Raw genomic sequence first — 21,179 nt, forward strand, 5'->3', positions numbered from 1 at the left:
ACTTGTTTTATTGTAGGGTGGTTTTTTTATTCAACTCTTATACCTAAACTTCTAAATAATTGTTTTGGTTCTTCTTCATTTAACATTTTAGCTAATATTATTCTTAATGCAACATCTTGACTATTTACAGATTGAAGTGTTGTGTTAAACTCATTAATCCAAAAGTTAACACCGTTTAAATCTCCTGTTCTATTTACAATTATTGGGTATAAAGCACGAATTTTATCTTGAGCTGTAAGATGAACAGAATTAAATTCATGTGCATCTAAAATTCTATATATAAATTCAGGTCCACTTATTCGCTGGCTACGAAGTGAATCGTACCAATAATTAAATCCAGATTCATCAGCGTATCGTATTTTGTATCTATCAGTTTCATTAACGGGAGTTAAAGTTGAGATATAAACTCTTGCTAAATAATTTTTTAGTGGGTCATTAGATACCTGAGATGTAAAATCATCTAATTTTATATTTTGAGAAGTACCATCTGAAAATGTAACTGTTAAATATAAATTTCTATAAAGTTTGCTAGGTACAAGTCCGCTAAGATATATTCTTCCATTTGAATATGATGCCTTTATCTCAGGAATACTACAAGTAACATTAGTTATTGTTTTATTTTGAGGTGCTGAGTATGTGAAATTAATAGAATCACTTGCGTATGTTAAAGAGCTTGAAGAAACATTTATTTGTGCTGAATTTGAACCACCTTGATTAATAATATTACTTTCTCTAAATGTAATGGTTTGTTTATAAACATCTCCTGTTGTAGTATTTCTAAGTTCAACAACATATCTGTTCCCATCTATGAATTTTTTTCCTGTCTTAAGATCTCTAGTTATAGAGTCTGTCGTGAATTTTTCTCCATAAAAATTCTGACTAAAATTTTCATATAAAACATCATTATTATCATAGTAATCATAAATCTTTAAATTGAAATCATAGTTAGTATATCCAGGAAGAGTACTTAAATTTTTTAATGTGAAAGTAGAAAAACTGTTAAACAGTAAGTCTAAATTAAGGTTATAAAGAGTGTTTCTATTGTAAATAAAACTTGTATTAAAAGTTCTTGTTCCTGTATTGATTTCTATATTATAAACTTTACCAAATAATAATTGACTAGGAGGTTTTATAGAAATTTCTACAACTCTATTATTTCCAATTTGTTTTACAGATGAGGTTGATGTTATATTTGTACCGAGTTCATCTGTTATTTTAATTGAAGTGTGTAAATTAGATTGTAAAAATTTATCGACTATATCTAATCTAAGAATTAATTCTTGTTGATTATTAGTTGTTGGAACTAAACTTTGTATAATGTTAGTTAGTTCAACATTTGATGATGATGTACTTACTAAAAATTCTCCAGTAAAAGAGATTGTGTTTCCGTTAGAAGAACTTTTTATAAATGTGTAGGTATTTGTTCCATTTACAAGCTTATCTTTTGAAATATTAGTTGTGAAACTTCTTTTATCATTTGAAAGTGGAACACTAATTGAATCATTTATTATAAGCAAATCACTATCAGAAAAAGTTTCATTTGAAGGAAGAAGAGAGTTATTTGGTCTAAAGGTTAAAGAAACTTCATTATCAGTAGAAGAGTTTTTTATTACATCAAAAGCAAGAGATTGAGATGATGTTGATGAATTTGAAACGGTAAATGGAAACAATAACGATTTAGTTGGAGTATATACTTTTACATAAATTTGAGCATTATTTGATAAATTCCCAACATTTGAATTTGTTGTAAGTTGAGCTTGAAGTGTTGATGAAGAAATTCTTTTTTCATCAGTAATTCCTATTTCATTTCCAAAATCATCGTAATAAACAAATTTTATATAAGTATTTGGAGTATTAAATCCCGCATTTGTTAAATCATCACCAATTATAGGAACAGTTATTTGTGATCCTTGTTTTAAAACTAAGCTTGAAGCATTTACAAATTTCATAAAAGGAATAGATGTTTCTGTATTTGTAGCCGTACTTGGAACTTTGAAATTTAAAATTTGAGTACCAGTATTATTTTTTATTTCAACTCGAATAATTGTATCAGCAGTAATATTATTTAAAATTACATTTCCATTATTATCATAAGTTGGAACAAATCTAAATCCTAAATTATCTGCATTAAAAAAGTCAATGTTACTTGTGTTTATATTTCCAAAGTTTAAAGTTAGGTTAAGTGTATTGTCAGAATTTTTAGTTGATGTATAGGTAAAATTATTTGTAGAAGCTGAATTTATTTGAATGGAATTTGTTGTGTAAGTAAATGGAATTTTTATAGTTTTATTTTGATTTTCAGAATTTGTTAAGGTGTATTCTATATAATAAACTTTACCTAGTGATAATGGAGATGAACCTAGATTAAATATAAAATTTCTAGGATTAGTAATATTTTCAAGAGATCCGATTTGTCTATTGTTTTCATCTAGAATTCTAGCGCTTGATATAGTGTCTTGTATATTTAGTAGAGTAAAACGAGCATTTAATTTGTATATACCGTTTAAATTTGTAAGAGATATTATAGGATTTAGTGAAGTGACATAGACATCTTGATTTGATAGCTCAGGAAAATCAATATATACAGGAGAATGTAATTCTTTTGATGGTGAGGAACCTGAAATTTTATCATTAAAAATTAGTGAGTATATACCATCTGTTAAATTTTCATTTAAATAGAGTTTAAAATCTGAAGAGTTTTTAGTAAAAGTATATGATTTGTCTGTTAAGGAATTAAAAAGTTTTATACTACTAGTACTGTTATGCACAGAAGTATCTTTAAACTTTAAAGTTATAACTTTATCTTTGTAACTAATATCATAAGTTTCATTTGTTAAAGGGTATATAGTGCTTGATAATGCTTTAGGAGTTTCAGCCCCACCAGTTGATAAAAATAATGCTGAAGCAGTTACACCTAAGGATACAGAAGATATTATTTTCATCTTATTCATTAATAAGTTCCTCCGAATTTATATAAAAACTAAAATTTGTTCCAAAAGAGAAAAAAATAAAAATATTATTAATATTATGTTAATAATACAATGAAATAAATTTAAACTCAATATAGAATTATTAAAAAATTTTTTTTATGTAGATTTTATTAAGTATGTGTGCTATAATTCAAAAGATATATTTGCATGTAGTTTTATAAATTCGGATAAAATTTTTATTTCTTTAGTGTTATGTTGTTTTTATAATTGATGTATTTTTATAATTATTTGATTTTCATTTCTAATGTGTTTTATAGAGCATTTCTTTTTAGTTTCCATTTTGTTTTTATATGTTTAATTTTATTTTAGTTTTTAGAAAGGATTTTTAATGATTTCATTAAAGGATTTGGTTAATGTATTAGTTTCGCATTTTTTAAAATTTGGATCAAAGGTTTTAGACTCAGTTACAAGTTTAGTGATTATATATATCATTTATAAAATTAGTTGTAAAATTTTTAAAAGCATGTTTAGTAAAAAAGTTTTTAATGCGAGACTTGAAAAAGGTCATGCAAATACTATAGAATCTTTGATTTTAAGTATTATTAAGTATTCGTTTATAACGGTTGTTGTTTTGTTGTTTATTCAAAATTTTGTTGGCACTGTGGGAGTAACAATTACAAGTATTATTGGGGTAGCTCTTGGATTTGCATCTCAAAGTGTTATAAAAGATTTATTTAATGGAATTTTTATTACGTTTGAAAATCAATTTACGGTTGGAGATTATATCACAATAAATAAGGGGAGTGATAATTTTTCTGGAATTGTGGATAGTGTTCAAGCGAGAATTACAAAATTGAGAGATTTTAATGGTGATTATCACATAATTCCTAATGGATTTATAAATCAAGTTACTAATCATTCAAGAAAAGATTCGAGAGTTTTGGTTGATATTCAGGTTGATTCAACTCAAAAGTCTGATGATATTTTTAAGATTATAAATGTTGCACTAGAAAAATTTTCACATTCAGATATAACTGTAAAACCATATATTTATGGAATTGTTTCTATAAATGAAATTAGTACAACCTATAGAGTTGTTGGATACGCAAAACCACTTAGTCATTGGAAAATAGAAAATGAATTAAGAATGGTAATAATGGATGAACTTCTAGATAAAAATATAGTTTTACCAGTAACTAGACATTCTATTTTAAGAAATTAGGAGGTAAAGATGCGTTATGCTATATATAAATTAATATTTATTGTAGCAATATTTTTGTCTTTATTATCTTGTGAATCTTCTCATGTTAGTAATTTTAATTCAGGTTACTATGTTGGAGTTATATCTTTTAACAAAACAAAAAAGGTATCTTTTATAAATCAATATAATGAAGATGGGAAAGAGACAAATAAAATAAAGTTTTCTATTGAAGGTATGGGATATTTAGATGATTTTATACCTTCAGATGAAGATAATTTCTATGTTAAATCAAGTAACATATTATCTCGTAATGGGAAAAATTATTTAATAGAAGTTGATAAATTTACAAATAGATATTCAAAGATTGATTTGAATTTAGAAGATATTTATAAAATTTTTAATGATGATGATTATATATACATAACACATTCTATAAATAAATTAAGTAGGTATGATAAAGATAGAGGTAGAATAATAGATACAGTCAAATTAGATGATTACATAGTTAATAAATTTTATGTTGATGAGTCGAAAATTTATTTGTTTAGTCGTAGAGGGAAAGAAAGATCTTTTTTAAATATTCTAGATAAAGAGACTTTAGAATTAATTAAAAATTTTGATATAACACATTTTGGCCTTTATCAAAATGATATTTTTTATGATAATGGTAAGATATATTTTACTAATTATGATGTATCTTCAAATAGTGGTTCGGGTAAAATTGGTATTTATAATATTGAAACGCAAAAATTTACTTATATAAATGTTAATAGTAAAAATTTAGATAAGATACTTGTTTATAATGATAAAATGTATGTAACTATTAAAGGTGATGAAGAAGATATTTTAAAGGATGCAATAATTATTATTGATAAAAATTCTTTGAAAAGCCAGAAAAAAACTTTAGATTATAATGTAAGATTGTTTGATATAATTGACGATAAAATTTTCATTTTATCAGATAAATATCTTGATATTTATGATGCTGACGATTTTAGTTTATATAAAAGAATCAAATTATCTATTGATAGTGATAGTGTTGTTTCTGGAATCATTGTTTATGATTTTTAAAAATTGTAAAAGCGAATGCTTTTACTTTTTTTTTTTATTTTAAATTAGAAAATTAGTATGTAATTATAAATATTTACACAAGATAAATAAAACACTTTGAAATGGAAGTGCATGTTTATATGTTTTTATGTAAGTATGGTTACTTTTCAGATGATGGATATGAATATGTAATTACAAATCCTAAGACGCCTAAACCTTGGAGTAATGTTATAAGTAATGGAAATTATTCAATTTTAATAACTCAAACTGGTGGAGGATATTCTTGGGGGAAAAATTCTATTGAAAATAGAATTACTCGTTTTGTACAAGATTCAGTCAAGGATGATTTTGGAAAATATATTTATATACGGGATGATGATACAGGTGAAATTTGGGGTACTACTTATAAACCAACTGAAAAATGTGGAGATGATTATAAAGTCATTCATGGCCTTGGATATTCTATATTTATACATACTTATAATGAAATCGAATCTAATTTGAAAGTATTTTTATCCAAAGATGATAAAATGGAATTTTTTTATATAATTCTTAAAAATAAATCTAAAAGGTTTAGAAGATTAAGTGTATTTTTTTGTGCTGAATTGTATCTTTCAAATTTTCCAGAAGAAAATAGAGAGTTTGATAAGCTTTTTATGGAAACAGATTTTGATGAAAATTTAAATGTTCTTATTGGAAAGAAAAGTTTTTGGAGTGTAATTGATAAAAATGGAAACTGTAACAATAGAGAATATAAATATTTGTTTTTTATGGGTTCAACTGAGAAAATTATTTCTTATGAAACTTCAAGAGAAAAGTTTATTGGAATGTATAATTCATTTAAAAATCCAGAATCTTTAAAAAATATATTGTTATCAAATACTGTTGGTAAAAATTTAGATGCTATTTCTTGTATTCATAATCGTATTGAATTAAATTCTTATGAAAGCAAAAATTTTAGTTTTCATATGGGGATATGTGAGAGTTATGATGAAGTTTTAAATATTTCAAATAAGTATAAAAATATTTCTAATGTAGATGAGGAGTTTATAAGATTTAAAAATTTTGTAAGAGAGTTTATTGATGATGAAAAAATTAATACTCCAGATATTGGAATTAATTTTATGACAAATATTTGGTGTAAATACCAAACTATAATGTGTAGATTTTTTTCAAAAGCTTCTTATTATCAAAATAATAAGGGGATTGGATATAGAGACCATCTTCAAGATTCATTAATATTTTTAACTAGTAAAGAGGATATAATAAGAAATCAAATATTATATCAAGCTTCTATGCAATTTAAAAATGGAAAAGTTGTACACTTTTTTTTAGATGAGTCAAAATTTTTTATTGAGACTAATTCAAGTGATGATAATTTATGGCTTGTTTATATTTCTTTAATTTACATTAAAGAAAGTAATGATATTGATATTTTAGATTGTAAAGTAAAATATATTGATTTTAATGAGGAAGAAGAATTATATTTTCATTTGAAAAATTCTATTGAATATTCTTTAGGAAATATAAGTTCTAGAGGTTTATCTTTTATGTTAAACCATGATTGGAATGATGCTATAAGTAATTTTAATGGAGAAAGTATTTTTGTAAGTGAGTTTTTATATTTAGTTTTGAAAGAATTTATAGAAATTTGTGAAATAAAAAATGATTATGACTTTCTTAAAAAGATTGAAAATTATATGAGGATAATTAAAAATGGAGTAAATAATTTTGGTTTTTATAAATCTTGGTATTTAAGAGGGGTTTCTGATGATATTACTCTTGGTAGTGTTGATTGTGAATATGGTAAAATTTTTTTACTTCCACAAGCTTTTGCTATTATAAGTGGCATTATAGATGATGAAAATAAAATTAAGGTTATGGATGAAGTTTATAAACATTTAAATACAAAGTATGGATTAAAGATATTGACACCACCATATTCTAAAACAAATAAAAAAATAGGATATATAACTAGATATGCAGAAGGAACTAGAGAAAATGGATCGATTTATTATCATTCTTGTATGTGGGGAATTTTAGCATTTATAATGGTTAATAAAATTGATATAGCTAAAGAAATAATACATAATATTTTACCTCCTAATAAATCTAAAGAAATAGATTTATATAAAATTGAACCTTATGTTATGCCGTCAAGTGTTGATGGAGATTATTCAAAAAATTTTGGTATGGGAAATTGGAGTTTTAACACAGGGTCTAGTGTTTGGTTTCATAGAATAATCACAAATTTTATTATAGGTGTTAGAGGAACTTTAAAAGGCCTTTTAATAGATCCAAAACCTTTTAGTTTATGGAAGAAATTTTCAATATCTAGAAAATATAGAAATGCAAGATTTAACATAAAATTTGAAAATAATAATGGAAGAAACTTAGAAATATTTGTAGATGGGTATAAAATAGAAGGAAATTTAATTACAAATGTTGAAAGTGGTAGAGTTTATAATGTTAAAGTTGTAATAAAATAAGGATGAAAAAATTTTTTCATCCTTATTTTGTTTCATTATAATATTTATTAAAACTTTTTACCAAATTGATTTCTCTTTTGTAAAAATATGAAAATGCACTTTCAAGCGCTGATAATACAGTGATTATTTTTTCATATCGTGCATTTTCTCCCATATGTCCAATTCTTATAACCTTGTCTTTTAAAAAATCAAATGATCCACTTAAAAGTATGTTGTATTTTTCTTTCACGTAAGTTAATATGTCTGATGTTTTTATATTTTCTTCAAGAAGTATTGTAGAAACAGTTTCAGATGAACACGATTCAGGTAAAAATGATTGTATATTATTTTCTTTTAGAGCTTTTAATAATGAGGTTGAAATTTTTTTATGACGCATTAATACATTTTCAAGTCCTTCATTTAAGATATTGTTAATGGAAGTTTCTAGTCCATTTAAATCAGATATAGGCATTGTGTATGGGAACCATTTTTTTTCATAATAAGATAAATAATTTAAAAAATTCATGTAGTAAGTTGGAATTTTTGATTTTCTATTTTCTATGGTGTTTATTGCATCTTTAGATATACTTAAAAATGTGAGTCCTGGAGGAGTAGAAAAACATTTTTGTGATGCGCAAAGTGCAATATCAATTTTAGAATCATCAACATTAACAGGACTTCCACCTAAAGAAGCAACCATGTCTACAACTGTTAAAATATTATAGCTTTTTAATAATGTACATATTTCATGTATTGGATTTAACATTGATGAGGGAGTATCACAATGAACTAAAGTTGCGTATTTGAAATTATTATTTGATTGTAGAAAAGTTTTAAAATCTTCCATAGAAAATGGAGCATTATTAGGAGATTCAAATAAAGTAACATTTCCATCATATAGTTCAACTAAATCTTTGAATCCTTTTCCAAATACTCCATTACTTATTACTAAAACATTATCATTTTTTTCAGTAAGGCATGCACAACAAGCTTCAAGTCCGATTATACCTTCTCCAGATAATATTATTATATGGTTTTTAGTTTTGAATATTTTTTGTAAGTTTTCACAAATGGATTTGTATTGTTCGAAAAAATTTGGATCTAAATCTGGGTTTGTAAAATTCTTTGCTCTTGCAAGCATTACATTATTTGATGTATTAGTTGGTCCAGGTGAGTAAGTAAAATTCATCAGTAACATCCTTTCATTAAACAAATTAACACAATTAATAGAAAATTATTAACATATAAACATTTAGCATGTGGATAACTTTTGAAAATATAGTTTTTAAATTATATTTTTTGGAATAATTAATTAAAATATAAAATTATTCACAAAAAATTGTGTATAAACATCTAAAAATTGTGGAATAATTTAAAAATTAATTTTATAAGTGTTTTAATTCTAACAATTTAGGAGTTTCATGTAAATAAAAAGAGGTTGAAAAATGTTTATAATTTTTCAACCTTTTTTTTAGTTTTGTTTATAATTTCAATTTGATTTTGTTTTTTGCATTGATTACAATTTTTAGAACAGGATTTATTTTTGAATATTGATTTTAATATGTAGTAAACGCTGAAAATTAGCGAACAAAAAATAATTATTTTATCCATATAAATCACCAAATTATATTTAAAATATTAAAAACAAGAAATGAAACAGAGTATGCAAGTGCAAGTTGATATATTACAGATGTAAGCATAAGTTTTGTTCCGTATTCGTGTTTTATTGTTGATAATACTGATATACAAGGAGTATATAAAAGTACAAATACTAAAAATGAAATTGATGATACTGGAGTAAAGAAAGATGGTAATATAAAATCTAAATTAGATCCAAAAATAACACCCATTGAACTTATAATAACTTCTTTTGCCATTAATCCAGTTAATAAAGAAACACTTGCTTGCCAAAATCCAAATCCAAGAGGAATAAAAATAGGAGCAAAAATATTTCCTATTGAGAATAAAAAACTATTTTCAATTGATGTAAAACCTGAAAAATTAAAATTTGATAAGAACCAAATTATAATTGAAATTGAAAATATTAAAGTACCAATTTTTTTGAAGAAAGATGATATTTTGTTTAGAGATTCTTTTATCATGTATGATAAACTTGGAATTTTGTAATCTGGTATTTCTAATATAAAAATTTCAGAATTTTGTTCTTTAGAAAATAGATTCATTATTAAACCTATAATTATTGAAATTATTATTCCAAGAAGATATAAACTCATTATTACAAGTTCTCTATTGTTTTTAAAAAATATACTTGTAAAAAGAATATAAACAGGTAGTCTTGCGTTACAACTCATAAGAGGAAGTAAGAATATACATGTTTTTCTATCTTTTTCATTTTCAAATGTTCTAGTTGCCATAATAGCTGGAACTGTACATCCGAAACTCATAATTATTGGAAGAAATGCTTTTCCAGATAAACCAAAAATTCTCATAAATTTATCTATAATTGTTGCAGCACGAGCTATATAACCGCAACTTTCAAGAAATGTTAAACATATAAACATTGTTAGTATTATGGGTAAAAAAACTATAATAGATCCAATACCTCCAATAATTCCATCTAAGATAAATGATTTAAACAATTCAGATGAATTTGATAATAAATTTTCAATAAAGGGAGTTAATGTATTAGAAATAAAATTATCCAATATATCGGAAAGAGGACCACCAATCCAAGAAAAGGTTATTTTGAAAATTAGAAAGAATATAAGAATAAGAATCGGTACTGATAAAAATTTATTCATTAGTATTAAATCTAATTTTTCAGTAAAATTGTTGTTGTTTGATTTTGTTGTTTTTACACAAATATTTAATATAGAATCAATTTTTTTGTATATGTCTTTAGAGTTTGAAAAATTATAATCTGCATTTTTAGAAAATTTCATGGATTTAAAGTTTGTATTTTTTAAATAGTTTTCTAAATTTAAAGTACCTTGTTTTTTGTTTGCATTTATTAGAAAAACTGGACAATTTAATAAATCAGATAATTTTTTTGAATCTATATGGATATTATTTTTTTCAGCTATGTCAATCATGTTTAAAACTAGTATAATTGGAATATTAAATTGTTTTAATTGAAATGTTAGAAATAAGTTTCTATATAAGTTTGATGAATCTAAAATATTTAATATTATTGAAGGATTTTCATTTTTTATGTAGTCTAGTGCAATTTTTTCTTCAATAGATATGGAATCAAGAGAATAGATTCCAGGTAAATCCATAATTATGTTTTTAAAGATTTTTTTTCTAAGTGCAATTGTTGAATTATTAATTTTAATTACAATTGGATCGCCAAAAGGTGCTTTCTTATATATTTTAATTTCAGAATTTTCTAAAATTCCAAGAGAATTTAAACGTTTTTTTAATAAATTGTTTCCTAATATTGTTTTAACTTTATAAGTTTGTCCAACTAATACTTCTGAAGTTGAATTGAAAAATTTTCTCATAATGACTCCTAGAAATTAAATTAATGATAAATATGTTATGCTTAATGATAAAGAATATCAATAACAAAATTAAATATTTTAAAATTATATTGTTTTATTAGTACCTTGATTTTATAATAGTAATGTAATTTGTTAAAGAAATGAGCGGTAATTTTTATGAAGATATTAGAGCAATGTTATGATGTAGAAGAATTTGATTTAAGTGATGTTTTGAATGAAGAAGATGATCCAGAGGTATTTAAAAATGCTATTTATTTTGATTTAGAGCATTATGTTTATAAAAAACCTGTTTGTATTGGTATTTTTGGATGTTGTTATTATGATGAGAATTTAAATAAATTAATTATCACTCAATATATGATAGAAAATAAATATGAAGTACATACGTTGCTTTTAATGGCTAAAGATTATTTTCAAAAAATGTATTCAGAATTGAAGAAAAAATATATAGTTACATTTTCAGGAAATAATGACTTTACTGTTATAAATTATCTTTTTAATAAGTATAAAATAGATTTTGATATAAAAAATTATTTTAAGGAAATTGATTTACAGAAAGAATTTGCGAAAATTTCTAATAATAAAGAAAATATTGGACTTAAAAATCTTGAAAAAATTGCTGGTATCAATAGAAAAAATGAGTTAATGAGTGGAGTTACAATTGCAAAAACTTTTGCGAAGATTATTAAGGATAGAGATTATATAAATAGAGTTCCCGAAGAAAAAATTAATAAGATTTTAAATTATAATTTAGATGATGTCATTAATTTATTTTATATATGTGTGAAGTGGAAAAAAATAAAGAAGTTTGTTTTAGAAGGTAAGCATTTAGAAGATAAAGAAGACTCAGAAGATATTTCGTGAGTCTTCTTTTTGTTTAATTAAGTTTATTTATTGCAATTTTAATTCTTCTTAGAGTTTCATCTTTTTGGAAAAGATATGCAAGTTCTGAAGATCCTCCAGGACTTGAGATTTTTCCAGATAATGCGCATCTAATTGGCCATAATACGAATCCATTTTTGTAAGAATTTTCGCTTATATACGAATTTAGTAAAGAGTTTAAATTTTCTATAGAGTAATCATTTGTATTTTCAAAAATAGGAAGTATTTCTGTTAAAACTTTTTTTGAAGATTCAATTGTTGTTTTCATTTTTTTGTGTTCAAAAATTGATAAATCATAGTCAGGTAGTTCAATTAAAAAATCAATTATATCTGGAATTTGTGTAAAAATTTCAATTCTATTTTGAAGCATTTCTGACAGTAAATGTTTATCAATTTGTTTTGGTATATTTTCATAATATTTATATGCCATGTTATGGAATTTTTCTTTATCCATTTTTTTTATGTATTCAGAATTCATCCATTTAAGTTTTTTAATATCAAAAATTGATGATGATTTAGAAATGTTTTCATAATTGAAATTTTTAATAAGTTCTTCTAATGTAAAAAATTCTTCATTAGAATCAGGGCTCCAACCTAAAAGAGCAATATAATTAATTATTGCTTCACTTAAATATCCTTTTTCAATTAAATCATTATAAGAAGCATCTCCATTTCTTTTAGAAAGTTTCTCAGTTTCATTTTTCATTATGTGTGGGCAATGGATATATGTTGGAACTTCCCATGAAAAAGCTTCATACAATCTTTGATACTTAGGGGCAGAAGATAGATATTCTTTACCACGAACAATATGGGTTATGTTCATTAAATGATCATCTATTACATTTGCAAAATTGTATGTTGGCATTTTATCAGTTTTAAGTAAAATCATATCTTCAAGTTCAAAGTTTGGAACAGTAATTTCTCCATATAAAATATCATTGAAAGTTGTTGTTCCTTCAATTGGATTATTTTGTCTTATTACATATGGTTCTCCATTTTCAATTTTTTTCTTAATTTTTTCTTTAGTTAAATTCAAACAATGTTTATCGTATTTAAATACAGTATTATTTTTTAAAGCCTCTTCTCTTAATTTTGAAAGTCTATCATCTTTACAAAAACAGTAATATGCGTTTCCTTGTTCAACTAATTTTTCAGCATATTTTTCATATATATGTTTTCGTTCACTTTGAACATAAGGTCCAAAGTCTCCGCCAATATTAGGACCTTCATCGTAATTTAAACCTGTATCTTTTAAAACATCTAAAATAATATCAATTGCTCCGTGTACATAACGTTCAGTATCTGTGTCTTCTATTCTTAAAATAAATTTTCCATTTTGCTTTTTAGCAATTAAATATGTATATAAAGCTGTTCTTAAATTTCCTATGTGCATATATCCAGTTGGACTCGGAGCAAATCTAGTTCTAATCATAAAATACCTCCTTGAAATTTTATATAAATTATACACGAAAAATGGAATTACTAAAATATTAAAAAAAGGTATCTATAGTCAGTGAATCATTTTCAAAATTACAAGTTATAAGAATATTTCCTACTTCATCAGTTCTTAAAATTTTAGAATTTAAAGTATTAAGTATGTTTAATGTGTTTTTGCTTGGGTGACCGTATGAATTAGATCCAACACTTATTATAGAAACTAATGGATTTACTTTAGTTAAGAATTTTTCTACATTATTTTTATCATTATTGTAAGCTCCGTGATGAGGAACTTTTAAAATTTCACTTTTAAGATCTTGATTTAAAACATTAAGTTGTCCATTTTCTTCAATGTCTCCAGTGTAAAGTACATCAAAATCATTAATACTTAATTTGAATACAAGAGAAGAGTCGTTAAATTCTTCCGGAGTATTTTTAAATGATGATAAAAATTTTATATTAAAGTTGTTTGAGATTTTTAGGTTTGAAGGATTTTTTATGTAATTTATTGTAATATTTGAATTTTCTAGAAAATTTTCAATTTCATTAAAGGTTTCATCTCTTAGAGTGTCTGGTAGAATTAAATTTTTAATTTTAAAATTATCATAAATTTCGAAAAAACCAGATGAATGGTCAGAATGGTCGTGAGTTAGTATAAGGTAGTCTATATTTTTTATATTTTTTGATTTTAAAATTTTTATTACATCATTTGTAAAAATTTTTTCACCAGTATCAATTAAAATAGAAATATTATTGTAGGTTACAAAACTAGAATCTCCTTGATTTACATCAAAGAAAAATATTTTTGCAATATCATCTTTTGAGGAACATGAATTAAGAGAGAAAATAAAAATTAAAAATATAATTTTAAAAAAATTTTTCATAACTAAGACTCCAAAGATAATTATTATGCTTTTAAGGATTTTTTCATAATATAGATAAAATATTCGTAAAATAAAAATCATAATTAATTGAAAAAATTTTTTTTTCTTGTAATTTCTTATATGGAGTTAATATAATAAGACCAAGCGTTGAAATTATTTTAGATTTGAAAAGTGAGAGGATTAAACATATTGATTAAAAAATTAGTTTACTGGGCGTTAATGGCAAAGTTTTTTACTTATATGATAATTAATTTTAAAAAATTTAAACGTCTTAAAGAAAATGGAAATACGAAAGAATTTCATAAGTTAGGACGAACTTCTTTTAAATATTATTCTGATGCGATTTTTAAAAGTTCAAAATGTAATTTTAAAATTTTGGGAGAAGAGAATGTGAATTTTGATGAGACATATTTAATTGTGTCAAATCATTCGAGCATTGTAGATATTGCAGCGATTATAAGAAGTTTTCCGAAATATTTTGTATTTATTGCAAAAAAAGAATTATCCAACATACCAATTTTTGGAAGATGGTTTCAGGTAGGAGGATGTATCTTCTTAGATAGAGAAAATATTAGAGAGTCTGTTGAAATTTTAAATAGAGGAATTGAAACTTTAAAAGGTGGAATATCTATGTGTATTTTTCCAGAAGGTACAAGAAGTATAACAGGAGAAGTTGGAGAATTTAAAAAGGGTAGTTTTAGACTTGCGCTTAAGTCAAAAGTAAAAATTTTGCCAGTAGTTTTAAGTGGTACAAGGAGTGTCTATGAAGATAATAACAATAAAATAACTAAAGGCGATGTAATAGTTGCTTTTTTAGATCCAATTGACATTGAAAATTTAAGTTCTGAGGAGTGTTCAAATCTTCATAAGACAGTAAGAAATTTAATTGATGAGAAATATAAAGAACTTAATCAATTGAAGAGTAAAAACGACATAAAAAGTTTTGCTTAAATATGAAAGGACTAGATATATTGGGTAAGAGATTAGCTTATGGAAGTTTAACTATTAAATTTTACATTTATATGGCATTTAATTTGAGAAGATTAAAAAAATATAAGAAAGATAGTAATAGAGATAAATTTATGAAATTAGCAGAAAAGGCTGATAAATATTATGCAGATTCAATATTTAATAGTTCTAAAACAAGTTTTGAGGTAATAGGACAGGAGAAAATAGATATAGATCAAACTTATTTGTTAGTATCAAATCATTTGGGAATGGCTGATATTGCATCAATATTAAAAGCATTTCCAAAACACGTAGCTTTTGTATCTAAAAAAGAATTATCAAAAGTTCCAATTTTAAGTGAGTGGATGAGAACAAGTGGTTCTGTATTTATTGATAGAGAAAATACAAGAGATAGTATCGAAAAATTAAACAATGCCATTGAAAATTTAAAAAGTGGAATATGTATGTGTGTTTATCCAGAAGGAACTAGGAGTAAAACAGGAGAAATGGGGGAATTTAAAAAAGGAAGTTTTAAACTTGCTTTAAAATCAAATGCAAAAATTCTTCCTATAGCTTTAAGTGGGACAAGAAGTGTTTATGAAGATAATAGCAATAGGATAACTAAAGGAAGTGTAAGAGTTTGTTTTTTAGATCCTATTGATATTAATGAATTAACCAAAGAAGAAATTAAAAATATACACATTTTAGTTAGGGAAAAAATTAATGATAAATATAAAACTCTTATTTAAGTTTTAAAAAGGAGTGAAATTTATATTATGATAAGAGAATTTTCGCTTAGTAATGATAAAGTTATGATGAACTTTACTAAAAAATATTGTAATAATTTTGAGGATATACTTGAGAGTAATGGATTTAAAAATGTTTTGACTCATTATTTGAACAAAAAAATAGAAAGAAAAGATAATATTTTTAAATATTTTTTGAGAGGAATTGAAAATTTAGACGAGTTTATATCTTCACTTATAAAAATAATTGAGTTGTTAACAATTTTTGATAGACAAGAAGTAGTTGATATGAAAATTAAATACGCTCATATTCTTGAAGATAAATATAAATTTGATGCTTTAATTGAAGATTTTTATTCTTATTGGATAAAACTTGAAAGATATACAATTCTTACTCAAAACTCTGTAAGTGAAGGTATTATAAAGCTTGGGTTTGTCAGTGCAAATACTAGATTTACAAATCTTATTATGGAATTATATAGGAAGGTAAAAAACTCTGTTACAGCTAAGGAGCCACTTGTTTACAGGCAATTGAAATCTGGAAATAATGCTTCTATTGTTCTTAATAATTATAGTTGGGATTTTAAAAATTATGAAATCGTTAAGGATATTAAATTTATGGATACAATATCTTTGGAAACACCATTTATTTCTTATCCTAAAAAAAATACAAGAAGTGGTTCTTTTGAGGAAATTTTTGAGAATCCACTTTTAAATTGTGAAATTGAAAGTGAAAATTGGTTTTGTTATCCTGCAAAAGTTGGTGAACTTTTAGCATTTATTTATTTTCATAGAGACTTTATGGCAAACGGAATAGCTTTATCTAATCTGTTTGAAATGGCTCATAGAGATGAGTATATTGGAGTAAAGCCTGATATCGTTTATTTATATGGTGCGGAAGATATTACAATAGATAAAAATAAAGAACATAAAACTGTTTTTTATGATGATAAGGATAATGAAATTTTAGTTGGATTGGTTACTTATAGTAAAGAAGTTGATTATTTTGGATATTTGAAAAAGATGACTCTTACACTTCATAATATTTCTATGATTAAAAGAGGGTATTTACCAATTCATGGAGCAATGGTTTCTATTACTTTAAAAGATGGAACATCATCAAATATTGTTATTGTTGGTGATTCTGGAGCTGGTAAATCAGAATCATTAGAAGCTTTTAGAAGTTTAGGTGAAGAATATATTTCAGATATGACAATAATATTCGATGACATGGGTGTTTTGAAGATTGCACATGATGGTGTGTATGGATATGGAACGGAAATTGGAGCTTTTGTAAGATTGGATGATTTAGATCAAGGATATGCCTTCAAAGAAATAGATAGAAGTATATTTATGAATCCAGATAAAACTAATGCGAGACTTGTGATGCCTGTTTCAAATTATCGTGATATTATTATGGGAAATAAAGTAGATTTATTTTTATATGCAAATAATTATGAAAAGGCAGAAAATGGAACTATAAAATTATATTCTAAAAATCAACTTCAAGATGTAATAAAAGTTTTTAGAGATGGAAATAGATTTGCAAAAGGAACAACACATGAAAAAGGATTAGTTTCTTCATATTTTGCAAATCCATTTGGTCCTATGCAAAAGAAAGATGAAACAGATATATTACTTGATAAATATTTTAAAAAGATGTTTGAGTTTGATGTTAAAATCGGTGAAATAAAAACTTGTCTTGGAATTGATGGAATGGAAAAAGATGGTCCTAAAAATGCTGCTCTGAATTTATTTGATATGATAAAAAATAAACCAAATTAAAGAATGTTATGTTCTTTAATTTGGTTATTACATAGTTAATCAGAAATATTTTCTAAAAGAAATTTAATAGAATATATACCGCATATACCAACTAATGAAAATATTATTCTACTTGTAAGTGTTAATTGTCCGAAAAGATATGAAATGAAATCAAATTTAAAGAAACCAATTGATCCCCAATTAAGTGCACCAACAATTACAAGTAATAGAGCTATGCTATTTAAAAATTTCATAATTGTGAACTCCTTCCTTATTAAAAAATTTTACTTAATACTAATTTAGTATTCTCTAAACTAAATTTAAATATTAAGTAAATGGATGGAATTTCAGTTTAAAATTATATTTCTGTTTATTTTTTGACTCAATGATATAAATGCATTTGTTCTATGAATTCCTTTAATTTTATTTATATGATTAATTAAAATGTCTTGGAGATGTGTAATATTTCTACATATAACTTTTATAAATATTTCGAAATCGCCAGTCGTTAAATGTAATTCTACTATTTCGTTTATTTTTTGCATTTCTTTTATTATTTCAGGGAGAGACGATGCACCATTGGTAAATATTCCAACAAAACAACAAACATCAAAACCAAGTTTGGGTAAATCGAGAAGTAAATTGTATCCGAGTAGTATACCTAAATCTTCCATTTTTTTTATTCTAACGTGTATAGTGCCACCACTAACATGACACATTCTTGCTATTTCAAGATAAGGTGTTTTACAATCTTTTATTAAAATATCTAAGATATCTAAGTCTAATTTATCTAAGTTATTGAAAATTTGTGAGTTCAAATAGTTCCACTCCTTTTAATAGCTTATTGTATTTAATTATAGGAGGTTATCAAATGAATAATTTTTTAAGCATTATTTTGTTTGTGTTTATATCTCTTATTAGCTATAATTTGTTGAAAATATTTGTTTTATCAAATATAAAAGTTAATAAGTTGATAATATTGATTTTGTTTTTATTAGTAATTGGAGCTTCATTTTTTGTTAATCTTCCATTATTTGTAATGTATATAATTCAGTGGTTGTATTTTATATTGATTTTGTGGTTTATTGATATTTTTATGGATGAGCGTCGTGAAAAAATTAAGAATAAAAACAAAAAGGTTATACAAAATAGACCAAAACCAAAGCCAAATAGAGCTAAAATGAATAAGAAAGTTTAATAAATTTTATTTAATTGTTTATATAAATTGGTGAAGTAAGTGCAAATAGACCATTTTTAGAGATTATTTTAAAAATGAGGAATTTATTTGCACTATTTTTTATTTCAAAATTATAGGAAATATTTTTCAAATTATATAAATCCTGATTCTTAATAATTTGATTTTGATTGTTTATTAAAACAAATTTTTGATTTAGAAAATCAGAATTATTTATTTCAATATTAATTTTTAAAGGTTTGTTTTTTGAAGAGGTGACATTAAAATTTAAATAATATTTATCTGAATTAGAAATATAAAAATTGCCATTTTTAATTTCTGTAATTATGTGTTGTTTTAATTTTGAAAAATCGAACATTGAATTATTAATATTTTTTATAAATATAAATCCATTATTTGTGTATATAGGTGTTAGCTTTAGATTTTTGTTTAATAAAGTTATGTAGTTATCTGTTGATTTTAAAAAATTATCTGAGTGAAGTGTAAAATATTTTTTGATATTTTCATTTTCTATGTGATAATAGTTGTTATTAGAAAGAATTAATGTTGGATTATTTAAATAGCACCATAAGTAAAAGTTTTGTAATTTAAATATTTCGCCTCTAAAGATACTTTTTGAGAGAAGGATTCTAATAGGCCCTATTACTGAACGGCATTTAAAACAAAGTATACCTATTGTGTTTTTATATTTTTTTTCAAATGAGCTTATTTTTTCTTGTATATAAAATAATTTTGAAAGTTGTTTTTTATTATTAGAAATATTTTTAAATAAATCATTATTAGTATATTCAATTATTATAAAATTTAATTTATTTTTATTAGCATTTTTTAAAATAGTATATGGATCTTCATCATTAGTTGGTATATAATACATTCCCTTAAGGAAAGTTTTAGACATATTAAATCCTTTAAGATTGTTTTAATTTAATATATTTTTAAATTACTGAAATTATACTTTATTTAATATTTGATTTCATTAAAATAAATATTTAAAATTAAGTAATTACTTTAAAAAGATTGTCTATATTATAAATTAGTTTTTTAATATTGATTATTTTATAATATTTTTTTTTAAAAATTTAAAAAAAAAAAAAAAAAATTTTTTTTTTTTTTTTTTTTTTTTTTTTTTTTTTTTAAATTTATTTATGTATTTACATGGGATTTTTATATAAAAATTTAATAATAGGAGGAGTAATGTTTATATTTTTTAAAGAAAACATTTCATGTGAGTGTATTGAAAGAAATATTGAATTTGTTTCAAAATTTAATTATATAAATTTTGATTTTGGAAAAGAAAAAAGAGGTATTTACCTGTTACAAGATGTTTCAAAAGAAATTATTCAAGAGAAAATATCTGGAATAGATAAAATAATTGAAATTAATAAACCGTACAAGTTTGTGAGCAGGGAATTTAAAAATGAAGATACGGTTATAAATGTAGGGGATTTTAAAATTGGTGGCGGAAATTTTCAAAAAATTGGAGGGCCATGTTCTTTTGAAAATGAAAATATTTTTAGAAATATAGCTGCGACTTTAAAAAATTTTGGTGTTAATATTATAAGAGGAGGAGCATTTAAACCTAGGACTTCTCCTTATTTTTTTCAAGGAATTGGAGAAAATGCATTAAAAGTTATGAGAAAAGTTGCAGATGAGCTTAATGTTAAAATTGTTAGTGAAATAGTTTCTATAGACCATATTGATTTATTTAATGAGTATGTTGATATAATCCAAGTTGGTACACGTAATATGCAAAATTATGAATTGTTAAAACATTTAGGGAAACTTAAAAAACCAATTTTACTTAAAAGAGGATTGTCTGCTACTGTAGAAGAGTTTTTACTTAGTGCAGAGTACATAGTTTCAAATGGTAATATGAATGTAATTCTTTGTGAGCGAGGAATTAGAACATTTGAGAAAATGACAAGAAATACTTTAGATGTATCTGTGATTCCTCTTGTGAAAAAAATTTCTCATCTTCCGATTATAGTTGATCCTAGTCATGCCTCAGGAAGTTATGATTTAGTTGAGCCATTAGCTTTAGCAGGAGTTTCAGCTGGATGTGATGGAATTATGGTTGAAGTTCATGACGAGCCAGAAAAAGCACTGTCTGATGGGAATCAATCTATAAAATTTAAGCGTTTTAAAGAGATGAGTTGTAAAATTGATAAAATAAGAGAAGTTTTATTTTAGTTTTTTGGAGGGATAAAACT

At 24.1% G+C, this 21,179-nt stretch carries 17 protein-coding genes; 9 read left to right on the plus strand and 8 right to left on the minus strand.

From position 1 onward, the window contains the following. Positions 1-26: 26 nt before the first annotated feature. Positions 27-2,951, minus strand: coding sequence for a hypothetical protein (locus A6P36_RS02785; RefSeq protein ID WP_066760780.1), 2,925 nt, complete (start codon positions 2,949-2,951; stop codon positions 27-29). A gap of 367 nt (positions 2,952-3,318) precedes the next feature. On the opposite strand from A6P36_RS02785, the gene A6P36_RS02790 reads away from it, so the two are divergent. The 3 genes from A6P36_RS02790 to A6P36_RS02800 all read left to right on the plus strand — a co-directional run bounded on the left by A6P36_RS02790 (position 3,319) and on the right by A6P36_RS02800 (position 7,670). Further along, positions 3,319-4,152 carry a mechanosensitive ion channel family protein gene (locus A6P36_RS02790; RefSeq protein ID WP_066760781.1) on the plus strand — a complete coding sequence of 278 codons (834 nt, stop codon included), beginning with the start codon at positions 3,319-3,321 and terminating at the stop codon, positions 4,150-4,152. 9 nt (positions 4,153-4,161) lie between these two features. Beyond that, positions 4,162-5,202, plus strand: a complete 1,041-nt coding sequence (locus A6P36_RS02795) for a hypothetical protein (RefSeq protein WP_066760783.1) — start codon at positions 4,162-4,164, stop codon at positions 5,200-5,202. A gap of 119 nt (positions 5,203-5,321) precedes the next feature. Then, complete coding sequence (locus A6P36_RS02800) at positions 5,322-7,670, plus strand: GH36-type glycosyl hydrolase domain-containing protein (RefSeq protein WP_066760785.1); 2,349 nt, start codon at positions 5,322-5,324, stop codon at positions 7,668-7,670. A 22-nt stretch (positions 7,671-7,692) separates the two neighbouring features. Here A6P36_RS02800 and A6P36_RS02805 read toward each other — a convergent pair whose 3' ends face one another. After that, positions 7,693-8,838 carry a pyridoxal-phosphate-dependent aminotransferase family protein gene (locus A6P36_RS02805; protein ID WP_066760792.1) on the minus strand — a complete coding sequence of 382 codons (1,146 nt, stop codon included), beginning with the start codon at positions 8,836-8,838 and terminating at the stop codon, positions 7,693-7,695. Positions 8,839-9,265: 427 nt separating this feature from the next. Beyond that, positions 9,266-11,113 carry a ferrous iron transport protein B gene (gene feoB / locus A6P36_RS02810; protein ID WP_082917574.1) on the minus strand — a complete coding sequence of 616 codons (1,848 nt, stop codon included), beginning with the start codon at positions 11,111-11,113 and terminating at the stop codon, positions 9,266-9,268. A 156-nt stretch (positions 11,114-11,269) separates the two neighbouring features. On the opposite strand from feoB, the gene A6P36_RS02815 reads away from it, so the two are divergent. Next, positions 11,270-11,977 carry a ribonuclease H-like domain-containing protein gene (locus A6P36_RS02815; protein WP_066760793.1) on the plus strand — a complete coding sequence of 236 codons (708 nt, stop codon included), beginning with the start codon at positions 11,270-11,272 and terminating at the stop codon, positions 11,975-11,977. Between the two features lie 13 nt (positions 11,978-11,990). On the opposite strand, the gene gltX is transcribed toward A6P36_RS02815, so the two are convergent. Beyond that, entirely contained in the window at positions 11,991-13,427 is a 1,437-nt protein-coding gene (gltX, locus tag A6P36_RS02820) for a glutamate--tRNA ligase (protein ID WP_066760794.1), read from the minus strand. 58 nt (positions 13,428-13,485) lie between these two features. Continuing rightward, the gene (locus tag A6P36_RS02825) at positions 13,486-14,316 is read right to left on the minus strand and encodes a ComEC/Rec2 family competence protein (protein WP_066760795.1); all 831 of its coding nucleotides are present in this window, start codon (positions 14,314-14,316) and stop codon (positions 13,486-13,488) included. Between the two features lie 189 nt (positions 14,317-14,505). Between A6P36_RS02825 and A6P36_RS02830 the strand changes: the two genes are divergently transcribed. Genes A6P36_RS02830 through A6P36_RS02840 form a run of 3 tightly spaced genes read left to right on the plus strand, consistent with a single transcriptional unit; the run spans position 14,506 to position 17,795 of the window. Continuing rightward, positions 14,506-15,267: a lysophospholipid acyltransferase family protein gene (locus tag A6P36_RS02830; RefSeq protein WP_066760798.1), complete on the plus strand. Its 762-nt coding sequence runs from the start codon at positions 14,506-14,508 to the stop codon at positions 15,265-15,267. A gap of 20 nt (positions 15,268-15,287) precedes the next feature. Then, positions 15,288-16,013, plus strand: a complete 726-nt coding sequence (locus tag A6P36_RS02835; protein ID WP_066760951.1) for a lysophospholipid acyltransferase family protein — start codon at positions 15,288-15,290, stop codon at positions 16,011-16,013. 27 nt (positions 16,014-16,040) lie between these two features. Next, positions 16,041-17,795, plus strand: coding sequence for a phosphoenolpyruvate carboxykinase (locus A6P36_RS02840; RefSeq protein ID WP_066760799.1), 1,755 nt, complete (start codon positions 16,041-16,043; stop codon positions 17,793-17,795). A gap of 35 nt (positions 17,796-17,830) precedes the next feature. Here the strand turns inward: A6P36_RS02840 and A6P36_RS02845 are convergent, their stop codons facing one another. Both A6P36_RS02845 and A6P36_RS02850 read right to left on the minus strand, forming a co-directional pair. Continuing rightward, on the minus strand, positions 17,831-18,028 hold the full coding sequence (locus tag A6P36_RS02845; RefSeq protein ID WP_066760800.1) for a DUF378 domain-containing protein: 198 nt from the start codon (positions 18,026-18,028) through the stop codon (positions 17,831-17,833). A gap of 93 nt (positions 18,029-18,121) precedes the next feature. Next, a complete protein-coding gene (locus A6P36_RS02850) occupies positions 18,122-18,592 on the minus strand; it encodes an Lrp/AsnC ligand binding domain-containing protein (protein WP_066760801.1) in 471 nt (156 codons plus the stop codon). A 53-nt stretch (positions 18,593-18,645) separates the two neighbouring features. On the opposite strand from A6P36_RS02850, the gene A6P36_RS02855 reads away from it, so the two are divergent. Then, on the plus strand, positions 18,646-18,972 hold the full coding sequence (locus A6P36_RS02855) for a hypothetical protein (protein ID WP_066760803.1): 327 nt from the start codon (positions 18,646-18,648) through the stop codon (positions 18,970-18,972). A gap of 10 nt (positions 18,973-18,982) precedes the next feature. Here the strand turns inward: A6P36_RS02855 and A6P36_RS02860 are convergent, their stop codons facing one another. Further along, positions 18,983-19,867 carry a hypothetical protein gene (locus A6P36_RS02860; protein WP_066760806.1) on the minus strand — a complete coding sequence of 295 codons (885 nt, stop codon included), beginning with the start codon at positions 19,865-19,867 and terminating at the stop codon, positions 18,983-18,985. A gap of 296 nt (positions 19,868-20,163) precedes the next feature. Between A6P36_RS02860 and aroF the strand changes: the two genes are divergently transcribed. Continuing rightward, the gene (gene aroF / locus A6P36_RS02865) at positions 20,164-21,159 is read left to right on the plus strand and encodes a 3-deoxy-7-phosphoheptulonate synthase (protein WP_066760808.1); all 996 of its coding nucleotides are present in this window, start codon (positions 20,164-20,166) and stop codon (positions 21,157-21,159) included. Positions 21,160-21,179: the final 20 nt, after the last annotated feature.

Origin of the sequence: Candidatus Arthromitus sp. SFB-turkey (assembly GCF_001655775.1) — a bacterium.
GTDB lineage: Bacteria > Bacillota > Clostridia > Clostridiales > Clostridiaceae > Dwaynesavagella > Dwaynesavagella gallinarum.

What these genes read in the sequence shown, in the direction of transcription:
- A6P36_RS02840 (WP_066760799.1), top strand. Translation starts at nt 16,041, where the DNA reads ATGATAAGAGAATTTTCGCTTAGTAATGATAAAGTTATGATGAACTTT.
- A6P36_RS02800 (WP_066760785.1), top strand. Translation starts at nt 5,322, where the DNA reads ATGTTTTTATGTAAGTATGGTTACTTTTCAGATGATGGATATGAATAT.
- feoB (WP_082917574.1), bottom strand. Translation starts at nt 11,113, where the DNA reads ATGAGAAAATTTTTCAATTCAACTTCAGAAGTATTAGTTGGACAAACT.
- A6P36_RS02825 (WP_066760795.1), bottom strand. Translation starts at nt 14,316, where the DNA reads ATGAAAAATTTTTTTAAAATTATATTTTTAATTTTTATTTTCTCTCTT.
- A6P36_RS02815 (WP_066760793.1), top strand. Translation starts at nt 11,270, where the DNA reads ATGAAGATATTAGAGCAATGTTATGATGTAGAAGAATTTGATTTAAGT.
- A6P36_RS02855 (WP_066760803.1), top strand. Translation starts at nt 18,646, where the DNA reads ATGAATAATTTTTTAAGCATTATTTTGTTTGTGTTTATATCTCTTATT.
- A6P36_RS02785 (WP_066760780.1), bottom strand. Translation starts at nt 2,951, where the DNA reads ATGAATAAGATGAAAATAATATCTTCTGTATCCTTAGGTGTAACTGCT.
- aroF (WP_066760808.1), top strand. Translation starts at nt 20,164, where the DNA reads ATGTTTATATTTTTTAAAGAAAACATTTCATGTGAGTGTATTGAAAGA.
- A6P36_RS02805 (WP_066760792.1), bottom strand. Translation starts at nt 8,838, where the DNA reads ATGAATTTTACTTACTCACCTGGACCAACTAATACATCAAATAATGTA.
- A6P36_RS02845 (WP_066760800.1), bottom strand. Translation starts at nt 18,028, where the DNA reads ATGAAATTTTTAAATAGCATAGCTCTATTACTTGTAATTGTTGGTGCA.
- A6P36_RS02795 (WP_066760783.1), top strand. Translation starts at nt 4,162, where the DNA reads ATGCGTTATGCTATATATAAATTAATATTTATTGTAGCAATATTTTTG.
- A6P36_RS02790 (WP_066760781.1), top strand. Translation starts at nt 3,319, where the DNA reads ATGATTTCATTAAAGGATTTGGTTAATGTATTAGTTTCGCATTTTTTA.
- gltX (WP_066760794.1), bottom strand. Translation starts at nt 13,427, where the DNA reads ATGATTAGAACTAGATTTGCTCCGAGTCCAACTGGATATATGCACATA.
- A6P36_RS02860 (WP_066760806.1), bottom strand. Translation starts at nt 19,867, where the DNA reads ATGTCTAAAACTTTCCTTAAGGGAATGTATTATATACCAACTAATGAT.